18 protein-coding genes are annotated in these 22533 nt (G+C 51.1%); 2 read left to right on the plus strand and 16 right to left on the minus strand.

The window, feature by feature from the left end:
- Positions 1-54 precede the first annotated feature (54 nt).
- The 11 genes from AWJ19_RS14950 to AWJ19_RS14990 all read right to left on the minus strand — a co-directional run bounded on the left by AWJ19_RS14950 (position 55) and on the right by AWJ19_RS14990 (position 15411).
- Positions 55-1656: an ABC transporter substrate-binding protein gene (locus AWJ19_RS14950; RefSeq protein ID WP_068724903.1), complete on the minus strand. Its 1602-nt coding sequence runs from the start codon at positions 1654-1656 to the stop codon at positions 55-57.
- 150 nt (positions 1657-1806) lie between these two features.
- The gene (locus tag AWJ19_RS14955) at positions 1807-3390 is read right to left on the minus strand and encodes a helix-turn-helix domain-containing protein (protein ID WP_068724905.1); all 1584 of its coding nucleotides are present in this window, start codon (positions 3388-3390) and stop codon (positions 1807-1809) included.
- Positions 3387-5219: a sensor histidine kinase gene (locus AWJ19_RS14960; RefSeq protein ID WP_068724907.1), complete on the minus strand. Its 1833-nt coding sequence runs from the start codon at positions 5217-5219 to the stop codon at positions 3387-3389. Before AWJ19_RS14960 ends, AWJ19_RS14955 begins: the two co-directional genes overlap by 4 nt.
- Positions 5220-5605: 386 nt before the next feature.
- Positions 5606-6415, minus strand: a complete 810-nt coding sequence (locus tag AWJ19_RS14965) for an SDR family NAD(P)-dependent oxidoreductase (RefSeq protein ID WP_068724908.1) — start codon at positions 6413-6415, stop codon at positions 5606-5608.
- A gap of 21 nt (positions 6416-6436) precedes the next feature.
- The gene (locus AWJ19_RS14970; protein WP_082707907.1) at positions 6437-7936 is read right to left on the minus strand and encodes an MFS transporter; all 1500 of its coding nucleotides are present in this window, start codon (positions 7934-7936) and stop codon (positions 6437-6439) included.
- Positions 7937-8216: 280 nt separating this feature from the next.
- Positions 8217-8762, minus strand: coding sequence for a hypothetical protein (locus AWJ19_RS35865; protein WP_128083611.1), 546 nt, complete (start codon positions 8760-8762; stop codon positions 8217-8219).
- The gene (locus tag AWJ19_RS14975; protein WP_128083612.1) at positions 8654-10888 is read right to left on the minus strand and encodes a glycosyl hydrolase; all 2235 of its coding nucleotides are present in this window, start codon (positions 10886-10888) and stop codon (positions 8654-8656) included. The genes AWJ19_RS35865 and AWJ19_RS14975 overlap by 109 nt, the downstream gene beginning before the upstream one ends.
- Positions 10881-12341 carry a glycoside hydrolase family 2 TIM barrel-domain containing protein gene (locus AWJ19_RS36655; RefSeq protein ID WP_241781762.1) on the minus strand — a complete coding sequence of 487 codons (1461 nt, stop codon included), beginning with the start codon at positions 12339-12341 and terminating at the stop codon, positions 10881-10883. The genes AWJ19_RS14975 and AWJ19_RS36655 overlap by 8 nt, the downstream gene beginning before the upstream one ends.
- Positions 12266-13222: a sugar-binding domain-containing protein gene (locus tag AWJ19_RS36660; RefSeq protein WP_241781763.1), complete on the minus strand. Its 957-nt coding sequence runs from the start codon at positions 13220-13222 to the stop codon at positions 12266-12268. Before AWJ19_RS36660 ends, AWJ19_RS36655 begins: the two co-directional genes overlap by 76 nt.
- 53 nt (positions 13223-13275) lie before the next feature.
- Positions 13276-14079, minus strand: a complete 804-nt coding sequence (locus AWJ19_RS14985) for an SDR family oxidoreductase (RefSeq protein WP_068724909.1) — start codon at positions 14077-14079, stop codon at positions 13276-13278.
- A gap of 48 nt (positions 14080-14127) precedes the next feature.
- A complete protein-coding gene (locus AWJ19_RS14990; protein WP_068724913.1) occupies positions 14128-15411 on the minus strand; it encodes a family 1 glycosylhydrolase in 1284 nt (427 codons plus the stop codon).
- 166 nt (positions 15412-15577) lie between these two features.
- Here AWJ19_RS14990 and AWJ19_RS14995 point away from each other — a divergent pair, with 166 nt between their 5' ends.
- Positions 15578-16816 (plus strand): helix-turn-helix domain-containing protein, encoded by a 1239-nt coding sequence (locus AWJ19_RS14995; RefSeq protein ID WP_068724918.1) that lies wholly within the window; start codon positions 15578-15580, stop codon positions 16814-16816.
- Positions 16817-16918: 102 nt separating this feature from the next.
- Here AWJ19_RS14995 and AWJ19_RS36665 read toward each other — a convergent pair whose 3' ends face one another.
- From AWJ19_RS36665 to AWJ19_RS15010, 4 genes are all read right to left on the minus strand, one after another.
- The gene (locus AWJ19_RS36665; RefSeq protein ID WP_347231124.1) at positions 16919-17200 is read right to left on the minus strand and encodes a hypothetical protein; all 282 of its coding nucleotides are present in this window, start codon (positions 17198-17200) and stop codon (positions 16919-16921) included.
- Positions 17170-17424, minus strand: coding sequence for a hypothetical protein (locus AWJ19_RS36670; protein ID WP_241781765.1), 255 nt, complete (start codon positions 17422-17424; stop codon positions 17170-17172). Before AWJ19_RS36670 ends, AWJ19_RS36665 begins: the two co-directional genes overlap by 31 nt.
- Positions 17425-17508: 84 nt before the next feature.
- Positions 17509-19335 carry an APC family permease gene (locus AWJ19_RS15005; protein ID WP_068724919.1) on the minus strand — a complete coding sequence of 609 codons (1827 nt, stop codon included), beginning with the start codon at positions 19333-19335 and terminating at the stop codon, positions 17509-17511.
- Between the two features lie 177 nt (positions 19336-19512).
- Positions 19513-20700 carry an MFS transporter gene (locus tag AWJ19_RS15010; protein ID WP_068724920.1) on the minus strand — a complete coding sequence of 396 codons (1188 nt, stop codon included), beginning with the start codon at positions 20698-20700 and terminating at the stop codon, positions 19513-19515.
- A 108-nt stretch (positions 20701-20808) separates the two neighbouring features.
- Between AWJ19_RS15010 and AWJ19_RS15015 the strand changes: the two genes are divergently transcribed.
- Entirely contained in the window at positions 20809-21651 is an 843-nt protein-coding gene (locus AWJ19_RS15015) for a MerR family transcriptional regulator (RefSeq protein WP_068724921.1), read from the plus strand.
- Positions 21652-21818: 167 nt separating this feature from the next.
- Here the strand turns inward: AWJ19_RS15015 and AWJ19_RS15020 are convergent, their stop codons facing one another.
- Entirely contained in the window at positions 21819-22526 is a 708-nt protein-coding gene (locus tag AWJ19_RS15020) for a Crp/Fnr family transcriptional regulator (RefSeq protein ID WP_068724923.1), read from the minus strand.
- Between the last annotated feature and the right edge of the window lie 7 nt (positions 22527-22533).

Raw genomic sequence — 22533 nt, forward strand, 5'->3', positions numbered from 1 at the left:
TAAAATAAGTCCGCCCGGCAGCAGACGCCGGGCGGACTTTTGCAGCAATAGCGCCTATTTCTTGATCTTCGCGTACCATTCTCTGGCCCGCTTGGTTACCTCTTCGCCGCCGGACTGGTTCCACTTTTCGACAAACTCGTCAAATTTGCTGATTGGATACTGTCCAAGGATAATTTTGCTTGCATACTCTACATAGAGTGTACGGTTGTTAATATCCGGATAGCCGTCGTATACGCTGGCCGGCATACCGTCACCGGCGATCACCTTGGCATATTTCTGAGCTTCCTGCATATTGCGGTTCACCTGGTCAATTGCCCACATCCGGTCTTCGGAGGCTGTGCTCTTGTTGAGATCCATCATGAAATCAAGCGTAGATATTTTGGCATACGGATCAAGAATCAGATTCTCCTGTGTACTCTTGTCATCCGGCAGCCTGGTTGCTTGGCCATCCTTCATCGTATAGTGCATGCCTTCTACTCCGAGATACAAGTCCTTCCAGACCTTCGGATCATACATATTGTTCAGCAGCTTCAGGGTAGCCATCAGCTTCTTCTCGTCTTTGTTGTTCTTCACTACCCAGGCAGGAGGCGTGAAACGTTTCCATGTATAGAAGCCTTCATAGCCCTCAACCTTTGGAACCGGCAGTACTGTAAATTCAGCCTTTACCCCTGTGTTCTTGAACAGATTTTCCAGAGGCAGATAGCCGGATTCAACCCAGTGGAAGTAATTTCCGACTTTATTGGCATGGATTTTGCCGTCCCACTTATCCTTGGAATTCAGCAGCGATTCCTTGTCCATGAGGCCTTCCTGATACAGCTTGGCCATATACTCCAGCGCAGCCTTCATGTTCGGGGTTACGGCAGAGTAGGTCAACTCACCGTCATAGATATCCCAGTCCGGATAGCCCTCAAACATCGCTACACCATACATTGCGAACAGATGGTCCATCCAGCGTGCCTGCTCCCGTCCGCCTGTAGGCAGCTCATCCTGCTGTCCGTTACCGTTCGGATCCTGATCCCGGAATGCAATCAGAACTTTTTCGTATTCCTCCTGGGTTGTCGGCATCTGCAGGCCCAGCTTGTCGAGCCAATCCTGGCGGATCATACCGGCATATCTTCCGTAGTCCACCATCCCCGGGATGTAATAGATCTTGCCCTGGCCGGTAGGGTCATTGGCTTTGACGATATCCCACATGTCCTGCGGGATGGCATTCCACAGGTTCGGTGCGTATTCCGGCAGCAGATCTGTCAGATCGGCAAGTGCACCATTTTTCGCCAGGCTGTCTTCCAGGCCCTGCTGCGGCAGGAACAGATCCGGCATTTCGTTGGCGGCAATCTTCAGGTTCAGCTGGTTCAGGTAATTCGTCCCCCCGTTCCACTCCACATATGGATGAAGGACGCCGACGCCAAGCTTCTCCTTATAAAATTCATACAACTTGCTGCCCTTTTCAATCGGCTTGTAGCCGATGTTGGTGCCCCAGACCTCGATGTCTACAATCTCGTCTCCGGCAGCACTCTGGTTCTGATCTCCGCTCTGATTCTGGTTCTGGTTGCCAGATGCAGAATTCCCGGCATTGTTGTTACCGCCACAAGCGGTTACAGTGGTAATGGCCAGGGCACCGGTTGCCAGCATTAACCCGATCTTTTTAAATTTCATGTTTCTCCCCCTTAACAGGCTGTTTATTGAATCCGCTTACAATAGCAATATTATAATTTGCACCACTGCTCTACAATCAGACATTTTTAAGTTAAAACATGCTATTTTTAAGATAAAACCACTCCCGCAGGAAGTGGTTTTCCCCCTTGATCAGCCGCCCGGCAAATTCCGCCGGAACTCTCTCGGCTTGCAGCCGGTCAGCTTCTCGAACATTCTGGCAAAATGCTGGGTATCCGTATAGCCAACCATCTGACAGATCTCATAGACCTTCAGATCGGTATTTTCCAGCAGCTCCTTTGCCTTGCCGATCCGGATTTGCGTCAGGAAATTCAGATAGTTTCCGCCCGTCTTCCGCTTAAACAGCTGGCTCAAATAATACGGGCTGATGAAGAACCTCGCGGCCAGATCAGCCAGGCTGATCTGCTCATTGTAATGCTTGGTTACATACGCCTTTATCTCCGAAATGACGTCTTTTTTGCGGGATAGATCATGCTCCGCCTTAAAGGCAATCACTCCGCGGATGACCTGGATCATCCATTCCTCCAGATATTCCAGTGTCTGAAACCGGGATATGCCCTCCAGGGAGAGAATATGCCGGCCCACCAGCTCATTCTGCTGCAGCTGCTGGAAGGACAGCTTCCGGATGCTGGACAGCAGAATATTCAGGCACGACTGCTGCAGCTCCGCCGGATTCATTCCGGGCCCTTCAGCCATCACTCGGAATATCTCTTTGATAATGGCTATGCATTCCTCCTCGTTCATGTTATCCAGAGCTTCTTCCAGCCTGATAATCAGCTCTTCAGGGACCGGCTGGCTGCAGCCGGTAAGCTTCATAATCTCATTGTAGGAGATCACCGGCTCCCCTCCCTTAATCACCTTGTAGCTCAGAGCGCTACGTGCTTCCTCGAAGGACTGGCTGATTCCTGAAGCCCGCTTGTAGACTGTTCCGATGCCGATGCTCGCCTGCAAACTCAGTTCTGAGGCCAAGGCCTGCTTCAAGCCCTGCACCGCATGCAGCAGACGGACGTACGGAATCGTACTATTGTGGGCTATGACCACCGCTATCTGCGGCCCCATGTAACGGAAGCGGTACACTTTATGATAGTGCCGGAGCGTCAGGTCAATCAGCTGTAATACCGTTTGGAAGCCTGTCTCTTTGAGCTGCCCGGCGCTGCCGCTGAAATCCAGAAGAACGGAGGTGAACCAGATTCCTGCTGTAGGAATCTGCGCTTCGTGCAGCAGCTCTGCCTCCAGCTCTGTATGCTCAGGGCCTGTATCGATAATGTCGCGCAGTGTTTCCTCCTGCATCCGGGTGCTGACCTCATGCTTCAGCTCATCCAGCTTTTGCGTTCGAAGCCTGTCAGCTTGGATCGCCTCTATCACCTGGTTCACGCTGCTGCGCAGCTCCTCTTCCTCAACAGGCTTGTTGATATAAAACTGTACACCCAGCTTCATTCCTCTTCGTGCATACTCAAAATCGGCATAGCCGCTCAGCAGGATAAACTTCGTTTTTATACCGGCGTCCACTGCCATTTTGATCATATCCAGCCCGTCTGCTTTGGGCATGCGGATGTCTGTAATGGCAATGTCCGGCTGCAGCCGCCGGATCAGCTCATAGCCTTCAAGCCCATTGTATGCCGTGCCGGCTACCCTGCAATCGGGAAGATAGCGCCCGATAAGCTTTTTAATGCCCTCCACAATGCCCTTCTCATCATCGATCACAACAATTTTCATCCCAGGTCCCTCCCGCTTCCCGGAATCAGGATTTCAATGGAAGTCCCATCCTGTATTCCGGTAACAATTGTCAGATAATATTTCTCGCCATAATGCAGCTTGATGCGTTCTGCGATATTTTGCAGACCAAGTCCCTTCTCGGGCTGATCATGATCCTCCTCAAGCTTGTACTTATGAGAATCTGCCCCCTCCAGAGCAGCAAGCAGCTGTGCCAGTTTGTCCGAGCTCATACCGGCACCGTCATCCGTTATCCGCAGCAGCATTTCCCCCTCCTCCGTCCAATGGCCAGCTATGGTAATGGTCATAATCCGGCTGTAGTCTTCAAATCCGTGATTAATGCTGTTTTCCACAATCGGCTGGAATACAAGAGGAATGATGCTGCAATCCAGCATTTCATCAGGAATGTCCAGCTCAAGTCTGAAAGAGTGATCAAACCGGATATTCTGCAGCTGCAGATAATTCGCAGTATATTCCAGCTCATGCCTGATGGAATGCTGCCTGCCCTCTTTATTCAGGGTCAGCCGGAACATGCGGGCCAATATTTTTATCATGTCTGCCGTTTCGTCGTCATCCTTAACCAAGGCCTTCATCCGGATCGATTCCAGCGTATTGTAGAGCATATGGGGATTGATCTGATTCTGCAGTGCGATCAATTTTGCCTGGCGCTGCTTGATTTCCCCGATGTATACATCCTCGATCAGCGTGCGGATCGTTATAATCATTTTGTTGTAGCTGTGCACAAGACTGCCGATCTCATCGCCGCCCTGTTCTTTTTCGATCGCCAGATATTGTCCCACTTCAGCCTGCTTCATGCTTCTGCGCAGCGCCTTAATCGGCCTCGTTATCGTATAGCTCAGACCGAAGGAGAACAGCATGATGACCAGACAGCTTGTCAGAATGACAACGACGGTCATGCCTTTGATCTGATTAATCCGCTGCAGCAGCATGGAGCGGGGAATTTCTGTCCGGATAAGCAGCTCCTCCCGGTCAGTACTGCTGAGCAGTACAATATGATCCTTGTCTCCCTTGTCCTGCAGATAATCGCCGCTTGAATCAAGCAGCTGCTTCCAGGACAGCCTTCCGCTGGCCGCATCCGAGTGGTAGACAATCTGCTGCTGCAGGTTCGTTATGACTACACTGATCCCATATTTGTCCCGGGCAAGAATGAACTCATGATCGAGCTGCAGCAGGGTGAACGGATCGAGATCAATCAGCAGCATACCCGCATAGGCTCCGTCCGAGCTGAACAGCACCCTTCCCGCAGTCACTACCGCACCCTCCTCTTTATCCTCATAATAGGAACGGTCATGCAGGCCGGTTATAAAGAAGGTCTCGCCGGAGTCCCGGAGCCTCGTATACCACTCCTGGACGAGCAGCTCCTTTTCATCAACCTTGTTGGTTGAATTACTAAACTGATATACACTGTCATCCCTGCTGACCAGCATCACACTGCTCATTTCAGATTTAAGCAAAGCTAACCTCATCAAAAGCCGCTGCACCGCCAGACGCTGGTCAATGACCTTCTCAAAAGGCAGCTTACCGGTCTCGCCGAGACTGTAAATAATATCGTTATCGACCAGCACCGATTTCGTAACCTCTTCGTATTCTTTGAGAAATTCATTTAAGGTTGTCCGGATCTGCGACGTATACAGTGAAGCGAACTCTTCGGAGGAGTCCTCCAGGCCTCTGGCTGACTGCTGAAAGATGAACGCGCTTACAAATGAAAGTGGAATAACACACACCAGTACATATCCCAGCATCAGCTTATTTTGCAGCTTCATGTTTCGTACTCTGACAACCCATTTGTGCATCCAGTGATTTCGTTTCATAGGTGACCTGCCTTTGTTAGTGATCCGTTTATAATACAGGATGTGACCAGCCTTGCGTCCTTCTACTTGAAATATACTATTATGAGTCAATAAAAACACAGGTGTTTTTAAGTGTTTTTGGGGGTAAATTCATGATCTTTCTTTCGTTAAAAAAATGCCGGAAGCCGGACCCTGATGGGCCCGGCTGTATATTTGATCTGCATAGCTTTTAATGCTGATTATCAAATTATGCACGTAATGCACGGCATCCTGCGGTGTGATTGTATTTCGTACAACAGATTCCATACTTTACTGCTGAAAATTCCATTCTAAGTGCAATAGAACTCCTCTTAAAACTCCTCTACTATATTGACTGGCCTCTGCCCCTCCGCAGACTTCCTCTCCGCCTATTCCAGAATCTCCGGCCGCTCCCACTTCGCCGGGGTCAGCTTGCCCGCACTGGCACCGGCATCTATAGGAATGGCGGCACCGCTTATATATCTTGCCAGATCAGATGCCAGGAACAGGGCCAGATGGCCGATTTCGCGCGGATCGCCGAGCTTTGCGTTCGGGGAGATGATCGCGGCAAAATCCTGAATGACTGCTTCAGTCGCCTGCCCCCAGATCGCCGTCCGGAAGGTGCCTGGGCAGATGGTGTTTACAGTAATATTGTACGGTGCATAGTCGAGAGCTGCACTCTTTGTCAGGCCTACAACCCCGTGCTTGGAAGAGGTATACAGCCCCATTGAACTGTTGCCCAATATGCCGGCCAGGGAAGCAATATTGACGATAAAGCCGCCGGGCGATTTGGACTTCAGGATCGCTTCTACGCCATGCTTCATGCCCAGGAACACCCCTTTTAAATCTACAGAGGTTACCCGGTCAAATTCCTCTGCCGAGTATTCATGCAGCGGCCGGTTGGGGGCGGCAATCCCAGCGTTGTTTACCAGACCGTCCAGCCGGCCGTAGGCGTTAACTGTAAACTCGATCATATCCACAACTTCCTGCTCGCTGCTGACATCAGCCTGGAAAAAGGAGGCATCCCCGCCCTGCTTCCTCATCTGCTTCACCGTTTGTCTGCCCTTTTCAGCATTGATATCGGTTACAACCACCTTCATTCCGTTCTCCGCATAACACTTTGCAATCGCCTCACCCAATCCGTCGGCAGCGCCTGTTACAATTACAACTTTATCTTTTACACTTGAGAAATTTGCCATGTTCCATTCTCCCTTCCAACTCTAGATTTGTGCGGCTTTACGCCGTGCCTCCAGCTCTTCCTGTATTTCGGCCATACGCTCCTTATCCAGCTCGTAGAACCGCATAGCAATCAGGGAAATGATCCATGCTGCTAGCATCACGCCGCTCGCCAGGAACATCGTCATCCAGAAGATTTTGCCGGAGTACGGGGTATCCACATCAGGAAATGCGGTCTTAAATCCGATAAAAGCGAGCATAATTCCGACAAAGGTCTGCTGCAGCGAGGATACCGCTTTATCAATGAATGCGTATACAGAAGAGATTAGGCCTGGGGCATAATGATTGGATTTATAAGCGCTGTAGTCAATAACATCCGCCAGCATCGGCATCATCAGGCCAGAACCTACATACCGCACAGCTCCGCCGACCAGATACAGCACCATAAAGCTGATCGTCATAAAGCCCATGTTGTCCGTCCGGATCTGATTAGGATCACCCAGCCACAGCAGCAGCAATAACAGACTATAGCTGACGATGCAGGCCCAGGTGGCAATGACAAAGCCTTTTTTCGAGCCGAATTTCATCGAATAACGGATTCCGAACATCAGCACCAGAATATTCGGAATCATGCCGATGGCGTTTGTCGTTCCCAGCAGGCTGTAATTACCGATGACGATGCCGAACAGCATAACGTTTACAATCTGGTTTCCGGCAATCTGCAGGCTGAGCTTATCGATTGAGGCGGCAATGACATACATCTGCAGCGGCCGGTTGCTCTTCAGGAGCGGCCAGATCTCTTTTACTTTAATGGCTTTGTGGTTGTTGCCTGTGGTGTAATGTTCTGTGCGGTCTTTGGAGGCGATTCCGATTATGGCAAGCATATAGGCGATACCTGCAATGATTACGGTAGAGATCGTCATTTCCTGAAACAGCCCGACATGCGTATATCCGCCATATTTACCGGTTAAATATAAAGACAGGTAGACGGAGGCGCCTGTGTAAAAGACCATCGTATAAATCATCGTAAGACCGCCGAACAGCGGGCGCTGCTCCGGATCATTTGTAATAACGGCATTTCCGATATTCAGCGCAATCTGCGACATGGCGTACCCGATAATAAACACAGAGTACAGCAGGATAAAATAGATGATCTTAAAGCCGTCAGGAACAAGGTGATTGGTAAAAAACAGCAGCAGCGTTGAAGAGGCCATAAGAAGGTAGGCAACTGCCAGTGCAGGTCTGACCTTGCCGAATCTTCCGTTGGTTTTATCCAGCAGAATGCCCATGACCGGATCTGTAATGGCATCCATAACCCGCGAGCCGGTAATAATTAATGAAGCGACCACTGTGCCCAGCCCGACTATGCCGGCAGCATAATAGGATACCAGGCCCATAAGGAACATAAAGGCATTATGGCCGAAGCCGCCAATCGGATAGACCGCGATCTGCCAGGCTTTTGCGCGGCGGTACTTTTTCTCTCTCTCCGCTTTACTGACAGCCTTTTGCTCTTTGATCATATTTCTGTTTGCAATCTGCCCCACAATATACACTTCCTTTCAAGATTCCGAATCAGATGAACGGTAATCCAAGCCAGTAAGCACTCCCGGGTATTTCACGTCTTGGTTACAGCATTATGATAACGCTTTCTTTTTGGGGTTTATGGTACTTTAGTCGTTTTTTTGGTGCTGAAAGTCATTATTTTTTTCAAATTTAATAGTACTTTTTTTCACTAATCCGGTACGGCCGTGACTTTAGGTGTACAGCAAAAAAACCGGCTCCCCTGTCGCAGGAGAGGCCGGTTCATGTGGAACACAGATGATTTTATAAGTATTGTCCTACTATTTTAACTTCCCCGGTAATACCTGTCGGCTGAAAGACCGGGGCCTTGATAAAAGCGGCAAAGATGCTCCCCTGATTCTGCGGCGAGAAGTGCTGCTCACGCTCCAGGGTGGTTGCCACCTCGATCCGCACCTTATTGGTTCCCTGATTTAACAGCCGGCTTATATCAAACCTGAACGGCGGGGCTACCTGAATCCCTGCGGACCGGTCATTAATAAACACCTCTACGCCTTCAAAAGCATCCTCAATCACCAGCGCCGCCCGGCTCCATGCCGGAACCGTCAACTCGCTCTCATAACGGATAAAGCCCGAAAACTCAGGATACTGCAGTCCTACGCTGGTGAATCCGGAAATGTCCTGCTCATCATGAAAATGCGGATATTCAATCGAAGAAGCCAGGCTCATCTTCCAGCCGTCCTTCAGGACCAGCTCCTCTTCATAGACAGGCGGTGGGCTAACGCGGACATCTTCGGCGGCATCAAACACAATGACAACACTTTGGTACGGCGGCACCTCCAGTTGCAGCACCGTCCCCTCTTCTCCCTGCTCGGCCTGCACTTCATACAGTGTATTGTTCCAGACATCGTACCCGTACACAGCGCCTGCAGACGGCACAGTAACCGTTCCGCGGAAAGTCTCCGCCATATTCTCGTTGGTAAAAAGATAGAGATCGCTCTGCTCCCGGTAATGCAGACAGCGCAGCATCGGAAAGGCCGGCCGGCAGCCAGCTCAGCGATACCACGGTCCTGCAGCTCAGCTGCAAGGGTATCCAGCGTGACTACACTGCATGCCGACAGCCCGGCAAGCAGAGCCTGCTCCCCATCAAGGATGCCGCTTGGCAGCGCATCAACGAACAGAACGAGGCAGCCTGCCTGCTGCAGCTCAACAAGTGCCTCGGCTGTGTCCGCTGTAATATATTCCGCATACGGGATAATAACCGCCTTGTATGCCTGGTTATTAATCTGCAAGGCATTCCCGAGCCGGGTGCGGAACCGGTCCCGTTCGGTAAATACATCTGACGGGATAATATCAAAGTCAATCTGCCGGTCCAGCAGGACATGCGCAGGCTTCTGGGTCAGCATGTACTTTCCCGCCCACTCTGCTTCGGCATGATACAGAATGGCGGCCGGGGTTACACGTATACCGCCGCTGATCAGCGCGCACATCCGGTTCAGGTATGACATCAAGGTCCCGAAATGGCGGAACTGCGGATCATGGCCGTTTGCATAGAAATGCGGCGGGCAGTCCGGGTCAGGATATGGCTTGGCGGAAAAGGCATGCGGCACATAATGGTTCACCCCTCTGATCAGAAAATGATCCACCAGATATTTCATTGTCCGCACGCCTTCCCCCCAGCCGTAAGCACCGAAGATCTCACACATCGTCCGGCCCTGTTTAACCGGATCAATGGCTGCGAAGGAGCTGCCCAGCTTCCCGAGCAGATAATGAAAGAACTCACCGTCCCGTTCACCGATAACGGTTCTCTGCGGATAGATTTCGCCGCCCGGCATCACCTGTCCGCCGATATCATCAATGCCGGACATATGCTGGCCGGACAGCCCGCGGAAGAAATGCCCCAGACTGGCGCCAGGCCGGGCATGCATATTATTATCTTCAATCAGGTGGCCGATGTACTCCACATTGCGCGCTTCACACCAGTCCCCGACCTGTCGGGAGAAATTGGCCTCCACCAGCCGGGTGACAATATCCATGTATACATACCGGACCTCTGCCGTCAGGTGCGGGTCATTCCCCTTTTCCCACAGCAGAGGCAGTTTGGCCCCCCAGCCTTCGCCCAGCCGGGCAAGCAATTGTTCTTCCAGCTCATCGCTCCAGGGCAGATCCTGTTCCGCCCCGATCGGCTTATTGTCGTTCATCCTGCCATTGCCCAGCTCCGGCTCATCGGAGAAGAAGCCGGCAATGGTGACGCCGAACTCTTCCTTATAGCGGGCATAATGCGGCTCATATACCGCTTCAATCAGTTTAGCTGCACTGTCTTTCTTTAGCATATTAATGTAGCCGTCACGGCTGCCAGCATTGCGGGTCAAATAATTCACATAGATCGTCCACTTGCCCTCCGGAACATCCCACACCAGCTCCCCGTCCTTGACCAGCTCTGTAAGGTCAACAAGGGTAGCCGTATCAAACCCCTGGTCCACACGTGCGGCACAGACGCTGAGCAGGGTATCATCGTCGAACTTCCGTTTTTCTTTTTTGGCGCGCATGGAGAACATGCTGCTCTCGAACGGATTCTTAGTGAATTTCGCGTGCCTGGATACATTCAGCTGGGCTGACTTCACCGGTCCGGACACTTCTACTGAAGAATAATAGAGATACTGCCGGCATAATTCAGCCGGGGCCTGCTCCAGAGCGCCGTTGGCATAGCCGGTCGGAAAATGGCTGTCATCCAGAATCCAGACCTTCATGCCCCGCTGTTTTGCTTCCTCTATAATGATGTCCAGGTCATGCCACCACTGCGGTCCGCAAAAGTCAGGGTGAGGCCTGCTCTCCACACACACCGCCCCTATGCCGGCCGAGTGGATCGCTCCCATATATTCTCTGAGCACTCCCTCCTCTTCCCCGTGCAGCCACAGAAAAGGAAAGATGTAGTTGTCACCGTCCGCCTGAAGCAGGCGCTCAATTTTGTTATTCATAAGACACCCCCTCTGCTTCAGGCAGCTTTTTGATCTTCACCAGCAGCTGATTCAGTTTGTTTATCGCTCTTTTATTGAACAATAAACTATCATTATCCATCGAGGCCAGGGCATCGACCTTGAAGTTCTCCATCATGCCGTACATCGGAATTTGAGTCAGATCACCGAGAACACTAATGACGATCTGTTTCGTTTCTTCATTCCCCATCAGATCCTGCAGGGTATCTCCTGAGGAATAGACACCTTCCGGAATCTCCACCTCAACCAACGGCTCGTTGTCATCCTGCTCCGGCAGCGTGAACCAGTTGGCCACCAGCTCCCCTTTATCCTCAACCGGTGCGGAGTAAGAAGAATTGGCAGCCGCGACCTTTTTAAAAAAAGCCCGGTCTGTGAAAGCTTCCTCCCCGTTATCCGCTACGACCTCAATCATGGTGTATCCTTCGTCCAAACGCACATCCTTGAACAGCAGAATTTTATCTGCCCCGGATAACGTTTCCGTCTTTACTCCGTTTATAATCAGCGACACCGCCCCGCAGTTCGTGTATACCTTCAAATCAGTGCTGTCCCCGGCACGCTCCAGATGGCGCTTGCCGGCAATATGGACGAAGGGCTCCCTAGACCAGTGTGCTTTGTACATATAGAAAGCATCCTTTTTCACCTTGCGGTCATAGGTCACAAGCCCTTTATTGTTGCGCCCCTTCACACCGCCCTCATCCCGGACATTGGCCCCGAAGTCGAACATGTTCCATACATACGTTGCCCACAGGAAAGGGCGCTCGGCAAAAATCCGCCAGACCTTTTCGTGATACAGCGCATGGTATTCCTCTGTGTAATCCTTAACTACAGGCTCATCGCTGTGATATTCGATAATGCCTTCAGCGCCATATTCGGAAATGCTGAGGCATGTGTCCGGATTGGTCTGATGAAACTGGTCGATCCATGGGGCAAAATCCTCCGCCGTCCCGTTATACCAGCCATAGTATTTGTTGTAGCCGATTACATCGGTAAGATAGTTGTACTCATCTTGATCATCGACAATAAACATGTTCGCCATTGTCGTCAGCCGCGTCGGGTCTTCATGTTTGGTCAGCTCGTTCAGCTCACGGACAACCTGGCGGACCTGCCCGGTATTTTTGCTGCCGATCTGGATTTCATTCTGGATGCCCCAGAAGAGTATAGACGGGTGATTGTAGTTCTGGCGGATCAGCTCGGTCATTTGTAATTTGGCGTTGGCCCCGGTCAGATCAGTCTCCGACATGCGGGTGATGAACGGAATTTCTGCCCAGACCACCATTCCTGCACGGTCACACAGATCATAAAAATACTGGTCATGCTGGTAATGGGCCAGACGGATGGAGTTCGCCCCCATTTCCCGGATCAGCGCCATATCTTCATCATGCTGCTGCGCGGTGATTGCCCAGCCCATATCCTTGCGGTCCTGATGCCTCGCCACACCCTGCAGCCGGACGGCCGGCCGTTCAAGTATAAGCCTTCAGCCGGATCAACGCGGAAATAGCGCAGGCCAAAAGAAATGACTACCTCATCTACTGTATCGTTATAGCGCTGCAAAGACACTTTTGCCGTATACATATGTGCATCCGGAACGGCATCCCAGAGCAGCGGTTTCGGAATCATGATACTCAGGTCAACAGCGACAGTATCTCCGGCTGGAAGATGAACCTCGGCACCGGATACTCCGGCAACAGCCCCGGCCCCATCCAGCAGCTCAACCCATAGTCTGGCTTTGCTGTCCTCTGCATATGTGCTGACAATCCGGGTGCGCACCTTCACTTTTGCCAGTGCTTCGCTTACTTCCTCCTGAATCACATAAACGCCGGATGCACCGTGATCCATTAGGTCGATATGCACCGGATTCACGATGACGAGCTTAACATCCCGGTAGATCCCGCCAAAAAAAGTAAAGTCAGCCCTTAGCGGATATACATCCTCTACAGCTGAATTATCCACCTTTACTGCCAGCAGATTAGCTCCGCCAAACCGGATATGCTCTGTCAAATCAAACCGGAAGGTGGAATAGCCGCCCCGGTGCTGCCCGATATGCCGGCCGTCCAGATAGACATCCGCCACACTGTTCGCGCCTTGAAATTCTATAAATACCCGGTTATGCTGCTCAGCAGCCGGTACATTCAGCGTGTTACGGTACCAGCAGGCTCTCCGGTCATATTCATTGCCGTTAGCTCCGTCAACCGCATTCCAGGTATGCGGCACGGAGACAATCTCCCAGTCCTGGTCGCTGCAGGCCGGATCAGCACCCTCTAGCTCACTTTGTTTCGAGAATTTCCAGGCGGCATTCAAATTCATTACTTTACGCATTCCAAAATCCCCTCCGTCCCATTTCCCTTTACTCTCTATCCGTTTCAGCCCATTTAGAGCAGCTCTTTCATCTTGTCGGCAATCAGCTCCGCGGCCCGCCGCGGGTTCAGGCGGTACAGCTTATCCATCATCCGGGAATCCTTGCCTGCCAGCACACGGTACCGATCCTTTTCGATTCCTTCTATAATAATTGCTGCGGCCTGCACGGGGGTCAGTAACTGGGCGACTTGATCCTTGCTCATCGCTTTGTTGCCTGCATCGGCAAGGCCGGAGTTCTGCATAATGTTGGTGCTTACACCGCCGGGAAAAACCACAGTCACCTTTACCTTGGTGTCTTTCAGCTCGGAGCGCAGCCCTTCAGTCAGCAGCTTCACCGCTGCCTTTGATGCCCCGTAAATGGTCTGCCCGGGAACGGGCAGGAACCCGCCCATGCTGGACACATTCGTAATATGGGCTACGGGTCTGGCCAGCAGATGCGGCAGAAAGGTTTTGACCATGTAGAGCGTTCCGTAAAAGTTGATATCCATTACCTGTCTGATTTTGTCATAGCCTAGTTCATTTACCGGCACGAACGGGTGGATGATTCCGGCATTGTTGATGATCCCGTCCACAGCCCCGTGCTGCTTCAGCACCTGCTCTGGCAGTCCTTCTACTGCAGCAGGATCGGTCAGATTAACGACGTGTATGGACAACCTTTCGCTTGCGGCTCCGGACTGCTTAACGGTCTCCTCCAAAGCATCCAGGCTTATATCAACAGCGGCTACACGCGCCCCTTTGGACAACAAATTGCGTACTAACTCCCGGCCGATTCCGCCTCCGGCTCCGGTAACAACAATAACCTTGCCTGATACCTTCATGTCTGCAGTCACCTTCTTCTTTCATAGTTGCTTTACTGATTAAGGCTGTTATAAGCCGGCTTTACTAATCCCGCCCAGCACGGACAGGCTCTCTTTGGGATGTCTTGTCTGGGTGGAGCGGTCCACCGCAATCAGCCCGAAGGTCTGGTCATAGCCCAGCTGCCATTCAAAATTATCGAGCAGCGACCAGTAGGTGTAGCCGATAACCGGAAGTCCCCGGGCGATGCGCTCCTGAACGCCTTTCAGCGCCTCTTTGATAAATGTTACCCGGTCTTTATCGTTGTCGCCGGACAAGCCGTTTTCGGTAATGAAGATGGGCTTGTTCCAATGCTCCGACACGAAATCCAGTACGTTACCCAAGGCTTGCGGATAATTCTCATAGCCCATCTTTGTCAGTTTGGCTGATGCATCCGGGGGAACAACACCGTCCGGCCCGTGGATTTTGCGCGAATAATTCTGTACCCCGAGGAAGTCATCCCCCTGCAGGTAAGGCAGATATACTAGGAAGTCCTCCTGCTGCTCCAGCTGCACAAACGCCTCCCCGCCCGGCAGGGCCTGATGATCATATAGAGAAAAGGTAATACCTACCTGAATCTCCGGATGCAGCTCCTTGATAATGCTGCGCGCTGTCTCATGGCATTTCATAATTATCCGTTCACCCTGCTCCGTTCTTGGAGAGAGGAACGGCTGTACCTGACCCGGATGGATGCCGAAGATTTCCCCGAGCTCGCGGTAATAATGCTCCATCCGGGCGCCCAGATCCGTATTCAGGCCTACCTGGACTTCTGCATTATTCTTCTGTTTGGCAACGCCGCCCATCATCCGTTTCATAATCTTGGTGATCTGCTTGCCCATATTGGCTTCATTGATCGTACAGATATAAGGAATCAGTCCGCCCAGCTCTGAGACAACATGTCTGCAGTAACGGCCAAAGGCTTCAATAGTCGCCTCATTCTCCCATCCTCCTGCGCTAATAAGCCATTTAGGCGAGGAAAAATGATGCAGAGTCACCACTGGCGTAATCCCCTGCTGATGGCAGAAATTAAGCACGTCCCGGTAATGCGCTATTTCCTGTACGCTGAAATCACCTTCCTGCGGCTCGATTCTCGCCCATTCAACAGAGAACCGGTAAGCGTTGCAGCCGGCCTCCTTCAGCAGCAGAATATCTTCTTCATACCGGTTATAATGATCCACTGCATCCAACGAAGGTTCCTTATATACGGAATGAGGTGCATGCTCCATCGCCCAAAAATCACTATAGATATTATGTCCTTCCACCTGATGGGCAGCTGTAGCCGCCCCAATCATAAAATGTTCCGGAAACTTTCCCATTGTTCTGTCCACCCTTTCCAAGGTACATGATCAAATGTAACCGCTATCAAATATACAAGTCACCTTACAACTAAAATAATATCATTGGCGCAAAAATCCTTATGGTAATTTGGTACTCTTTTTTGTAATATTGAACCAAGAAGTAGGAAAGGGGAATGGCCCGGCCATGAACACTGAGGAGCATTTCAAGCTATGTGACCTTATTGCTGCTACATTTGATCTGCATGTCTTCTATATTGATCCCTCCGGAAAAATCACCTATGAATCCTCCAACAACAAGCTGCTGAATCCGCTGTATGATAATCAGAAGGACAGCCTGTTTGCACGTTTGAACTTCTATGCCGGCAAGCCGTACGATTTTCCGCTGCTGCAAAAGTCCGCCTTCTCCGAGAAATTCCTGCTCATCAGCGTGTTCAGCAAGCAGGTGTTCGAAGGTACCGTGCTCATCGGCCCGTCTGTTTCATATCCGCTATCCGCTGACCGGGTGAACGGAATCATCAATGATTCCCTTGCTTTCTTTTACCGCGATAAAATCATCCAGTACTACAACTCCATTCCTGTCGTTCCCTTGGAAAAGCTGCTGAATATCGGTACGCTTGTATTTCAGCTGTTCAATCAAATCTATGTTGCGCCGGAGACGGTATGGTCGCGGAACGGCGAGCTGCGTGAATCCCATGAAAAAATAGAGAAAAACGAGCTTGCGGTCTCCCGGAATCTCCAGGAAAGCATCTACCATGAGCGGCTGTTTGAAAAGAAAATGCTGGAGGTTATCCGAGAGGGTCGGGTCGAGGAGCTGCCCCAGCTGCCTCATCTGAAGGAAGAGGAAATCGCCAGCGTGCTGTCAAAGACAAGCTATTTCCGGTCCAATAAAAATCACATCATTACACTCATCACCCTGGTTTCCAGAGCCGCGATTGAGGGGGGATTGCATGAGGAGGTCGCTTTCAGCCTGCATGACCGCTTTATCCAGCAGCTGGAGGAGGCGAACACGCTGGAGGGCATCCGCGAGCTGGCCAAGGAAGTGCTCTATACGTATGCCGAGCAGGTCCGGCAGGTCAAAAACGAACGCTTTTCCAAGACGGTCACAACCTGCAAAGATTACATATACAAGCATATTTATGAGAATATCAGCCATGACGATATCGCCCGCAAGGCCGACCTCAGCCCCAAATATCTGTCCGTCCTGTTCAAGCGGGAGGTCGGCATCACCGTCAGCGAATACATCCAGAACACCCGTATTAATGAAGCAAAAAAACTGCTCGCCCACAGCCAGACGCCCATTTCTGAAATCTGCACGTTGCTGAACTTTAACGACCAGAGCTATTTCACCAAGGTGTTCAAAAAGGTGGCCGGCGTTACGCCGATGGTTTACAGGGAGCGGCATCATCTGCTGGAGCGGAAATAGGCTGCGCCGGATAAATATTTTCAGCAAAAAGAAACCCGCGCGATAGCGCGGGCTCCGTTTCTATATCATTCTGATCCAGTTGCTTTCTTGGTATTATCGAGCTCATAATCTCTTAACAAGGAACAAATTCAGATCGTCATCTACAATTACCTGCTGACTATATTGCAGGTACTCCCCGTCTTTAAATATTCCATTGCCATCCGGAACATACCCACGATTGACGTATAAGGCTTGTGCAGCCCCATAATCACTGAACAGGCCTACACCCAGGCCTGAGACTTCTGATCGTTCTCTAACTATAGTTTCTGCTTTACCCATCAACAATGTGCCTACTCCAAAACGTCGATACTTAATCAATACATTGAATTCCTGGATTTCCGGTATAAGCTGCTTTTTAAAATAGGGATAATCTGTTTGCCAAAGTACATTGACATAACCCGCAAATCACCTTCAATTTCAGCCACCAAGGTGACTCGCTGTTCTTTTTCTTGTTCTATCAAATATTTTTGAAAAAGAGTTACAGGCTTCTCCCACCCTTGATTATGAAACGCCTCGGAGATCACTTTGGGATCACTTTCATTCAAGATACGGATAGTTACTTCAGTCATCAAGTCACCTATATCCCACTATCCCACGCAAAAAAAGCCGCCCCAAGCCACTTACATGACTTTGGGACAGCCTCTCAAAAATGATTACTTCTTCAAATGATAAGGCACCGTAGTTACAATTACATCGCTGCGGAACAGCAGACGGGCGCGGATCAGCAGGCTCGACTGGTTGTGCAGGATGTTGTGCCAGCCTTTTTTCGGAATAAACTGCGGAATAATGACTGTGACTCGATGATTTAGCTCTGCCGCTTTCCAGTTGATCGTATCAATGAACTTGGTTAACGGCTGAACAATGCTTCTGTAAGGCGTGTAGAGGGTCACCAGGCGAACGTCAGGCTGCCACTTTTTCCATTTCTCCTCAAATGCCGCTTCATCTTCCCGTTCAAAAGGCACATATACGGCGATAATCTGCTGCGGTGACAGTGATTTGGCGTATTCCAGCGAGTTCTCCACGACATGGGTGATTCCAGCCACAGGCACAATAATGACATTACCTTCGATTTTGACTGTTGGCTCACAGGTTGTGATTCTAAGCTGGTCGGCAACAGCCTCGTAATGCTTATGAATTCTATGAAAGACGAACAGGAGAATCGGCAGGAAGACAAATACTGGCCATACCTGAGTGAACTTGGTCAGGAAGAACATCATCGTTACAATGAAGCTTATCAGCGCTCCGACGGTGTTGATGACGAACTTCGGCATCCAGCCTGCCGGCTTTTCGCGGAGCCATTTTACCATCATCCCGGTCTGGGATAACGTAAAGGGAATGAACACCCCCACCGCATACAGAGGAATTAACTGCTCCGTCTCCCCTTCAAATACATAAATCAGCAGCATCGAGAGCACGCCCAGGATAATAATCCCGTTGGAATACCCCAGTCTGTCTCCACGCATCGTAAACATCCGCGGAATGAATTTGTCCTTGGCCAGATTCACTGCCAGCAGCGGGAACGCCGAATATCCGGTATTAGCGGCCAGAATCAGAATTAACGCAGTTGTACCCTGAACAAAGAAGTACATCGCATTCCGCCCGAAGGTCTGCTCCGCAATCTGCGACACTACAGTGACATCAGCACGGGGAGCAATCCCGTAGTAATAGGCCAGCACGACAATCCCGGAGAACAGGACAGCTAATAAAATCCCCATCGCCGCCAGCGTTTTGGCCGCATTGGAAGCCTCCGGGCTTTTGAAATTCGGAATCGCATTGGAAATCGCTTCTACCCCGGTTAACGCCGAGCTCCCCGATGAAAAGGCGCGCAGCAGCAGGAATAAACTGATCCCCGCCACCGGCGTACCCAGCGAGGTATGCAGCTCTGCCGGCACTTGGCCTGTTAAGATGTTATAAAGACCCGTTCCGATCAGAATGAATAGAGCCAGCACGAACAGATAAACCGGATAGGCCAGAACGGATGCGGATTCCGTCACGCCTCTTAAATTCAATAATGTAATGAGCAGCACGAAGATAATGGCAATCAGCACCTTATGCTCATGCAGGCTTGGAAAAGCCGAAGTAATCGCATCTGTCCCCGCCGATACACTTACCGCCACTGTTAGAATATAATCCACCAGAAGCGAGCCGCCGGCGACCAGCCCGGGGTAGCGGCCCAGATTTTCTTTGGAAACGACATAGGCTCCCCCGCCGTGCGAATAGGCAAAAATAATCTGCCGGTAGGACAGGATCAGTGCAGTCAGCAGCACCAATACCCCGATCGCGATCGGAATGGAATACCAGAATGCCATTGTACCAACCGTAACCAATACAATTAAGATTTGCTCGGGACCATAGGCAACCGAGGATAAAGCATCTGAAGAAAGAATCGCCAGCGCTTTCTTTTTATTTAACTTCTGCTCCCCGAGCTCAGTGGACTTCAGGGGTCTGCCAATCAAAAACCTTTTTAAAAAGGAAATCACGGGTTTCACACTCGCTTTGTACGTTAGTCTTATTGTCCTGAAAGCATATCACCTGCCGGATTAAGCTGGTATTAGGATTTCGCATTCAGTATTAAGATTGCATTAAGATCGGTCCGTTTTCTGCATTAAAAAAGCCTCTTACTGGGCTTAATTCGCTGGAGAGTTATGCACAGGCTTTCAGCTAAATTTCAACCGCGCTGTAAAAACAACACAGCCAAGCGTAAGGGCGGCCGCTATAAAATAGGCTCCCATCAGATCGAGCTGAGCGACAATGAATCCGGAGGAGGCGCTGCCCAGCAGCATGCCTCCCATCATCAGCGGAATGATAATCCCGTTGGTTCTGCCGATATACTCCTCTCTGATCTCCTGAATCATCATGGCACTGAATGAGACCTGGAAGAAGGCTGTAGCTATGCCGGACAGCACTCTCGCACTTCCTGTAAGTACAGGCCAGACTGACAGCACCTCAATAGCGGTGATAACCGCCCATATAATCATGATCACCGTAATGACCCCGCGTCTGTAGCGGGTTATTTGCGCTGTAAGCACGGCGGCCAAGAGGCCGCCCGCAAGCATCCCCGCGCCCTCGGCGGCAGCGAACCACTGTACGCTTTCTTTGGGCAGGCCCAGACGGTTCATCGTAACAAAGACATCCAGCGGCTGGGTCACTCCCATCGCTAGACCCGAGATGAGAAACATAACCGCAATCAGCTTCAGGTTGGCATGCCCCAGCACATAGCTAAAGCCTTCCTTAATATCTTTAAGCGGTGAAGTCTTCTCTGTCCGCTGCTCTCTGCCCGATGACGGCAGGAACAGCTGGAGTCCGGCGGCCAGGGTGAAGATCACGAACAAGGCAATTATTGATGACTGTATGCCGAGCTGAGTATAGACAAGGGTTCCGAGCATCGGGCCGAAGATTGTGAACAAGGCCATCAGACTCTGGTTAATGCCGACGGCTGTTCCGACCTCCTCCGCAGGAATATGCCTTTTGAACAGCACCGCAGAAGACGGCTGGGAAAACTGGCTGACAATCGCCGAGATCACAGTGGCCGCAAACACTGCTTGCCATACCCCTCCGGCAACCAGCCCAAGAATCAGCAGCATCGATAACGCGCTTAAAGCATCACCCAGAATGACTGTTTTCTTGGGATTCCAGCGGTCGGCAAAGGTTCCTCCAATTAAAGAGAATACAAAGATGGGCAAATATTCTAATGCAGTAAGCATGGATACAGCGGTCGGATTATTCCCGGTCTGATCCATAATATAGAACAGCAAAGCCATGTTCCGGATCCATATTCCTATCTGCTGAAGCAGATCGGCTGTGGCGACAATAAGAAATACTCTGTTTCTGATCAGTTTGTTCATGAGGCACCCCTGGCTGGTTTTTGACATTTGCATTTGTCAGTATAACGAATTTAAACTATAGGGTAACCCGATAGTCAAGACCATTAGACCAGCGAAAGGAGATAGGCCATGTCCGTCATGCCGTCCAAATACTTTACAACGAGCGAAATCGCCAGGACCTGCGGGGTGACCAAGCATACGCTTTTTCACTATGATGAAATCGGGCTGTTAAAGCCGGAATTTGTGAACGCGAAGGGGTACCGCTACTACTCGCTCCAGCAGTGCTACACACTCGAAATCATCAGCGTGCTCAAGAAGGCCGGCAGTTCGCTGAAGGAGATTAAGGATTTTCTGGATAACCAGAACACAGACAGGTTCGTCAGCCTGATCCGCCAGAAGCAGCGCGAGCTTGAGCTTGAGCTGAACCGGATGCAGCGGATTCAGAGCTTCCTGGACGGTGCCCTGCAAATGACCGAAAATGCACAGAAAGCACCAAGGCATATGCCGGCTGTTGAAGAGCAGCAGGCGGCGTATTTTATCACAACACCCGTCGGCCCGGACATCAGTGACCACGAATACGCCCGCAAATTCAGCGAACACCGGATCTACTGTGAAGAACAGCTGATTATGCATGAGCTGCCGTTCTGGTCCATCGTGAATCAGGAGCAGCTCCAGTCGGCCGAATATTATCCAAGCCACATTGCCAGCAAGCTGCTTACTCCTGCCAAGGGAGACAATATCATCGTAAAGCCACCGGGCCTTTATGCGGTCATGGACCATAAGGGGTCTTACGAGACATTAGAACACACTTATGTGCAGCTAAAAGAGTTCATCCAAGTTAACGGGCTGGCTGTATGCGGCGCCGCGTACGAGATGGATCTCTACAATTATTTCACCGAAGATAATCCGGAGCATTTCGTGATCCGGATCTCGGTTAACGTGTGTCCGATAAAAACAAAGCGGACAGGTTGAGTTGATCTATGTCAGTTACGACTAAGATAGACGACGCGGACGAAGGTGCCAAAAAATCAGCAAAGCAAAAAACCTTGATTTCTCAAGGTTTTTTGCTGTACGGGCTGCTCCGCCGTTTCCGGCTTGCGCTCCGGATGATCACCTGGCCGGTAACAAAGCCAGCGAAGCTACACTGTATACTTCTCCAGGGACACCCGGTCCTTCACGATCAGCTGCTTGTTGCCAACCAGCTCGATCAGGCCGAGGTCCTCGAACCGGGCGAATTTGCGGCTGATCGTCTCGCGGGTGACACCCACATAACTCGCCAGCTCCTCGCGGGAGAGCGGCAGCTTGATCGCAAGGCCGCCGCCGCGCGGCTTGCCGTACTTGTCGCCCAGCTCCAGAATCATATGGGCGATCCGGATTTCCGGGTCCTTGGTCGCCAGACTCTGCGCCAGATTCTCGGTATGGGCCAGCCGCTTGGCTACAGTCTTCAGCAGCTTGATCGTAATATCCGGGTTCTCCGCCATCAGCTGCTCCATATCCGTGCGGGTCAGCATACAGATCGCCGTCTCGGTCAGGGCGTAGGCGCTGAAGTTGCTTAGCTCCTCGCTGCTCAGGATATTCAGCTCGCCGAAAAATTCCCCGCTGCTCAGCACATGCAGAATCTGCTCCTTGCCCTGCGGCGTCATTTTGGACAGCTTCACCTGCCCCTGCTGGATAATAAACAGCGTGTCTGTCGGCTGCTCCTCCAGAATCAGCGCCTGGCCTTTGGCGTATTTGCGGTGTCTGATCATCGCGCTGATCCGCGAGAGCTCACTGCCGCTGAGCGAGGCGAAAATCGGCACCTTGCGGGTACACGGCTCCGCAGCATTCTTGCAGGAATGTTCCGGCATTCTGTAA

The organism is Paenibacillus sp. DMB5 (genome assembly GCF_001517085.1).
GTDB lineage: Bacteria > Bacillota > Bacilli > Paenibacillales > Paenibacillaceae > Paenibacillus_AQ.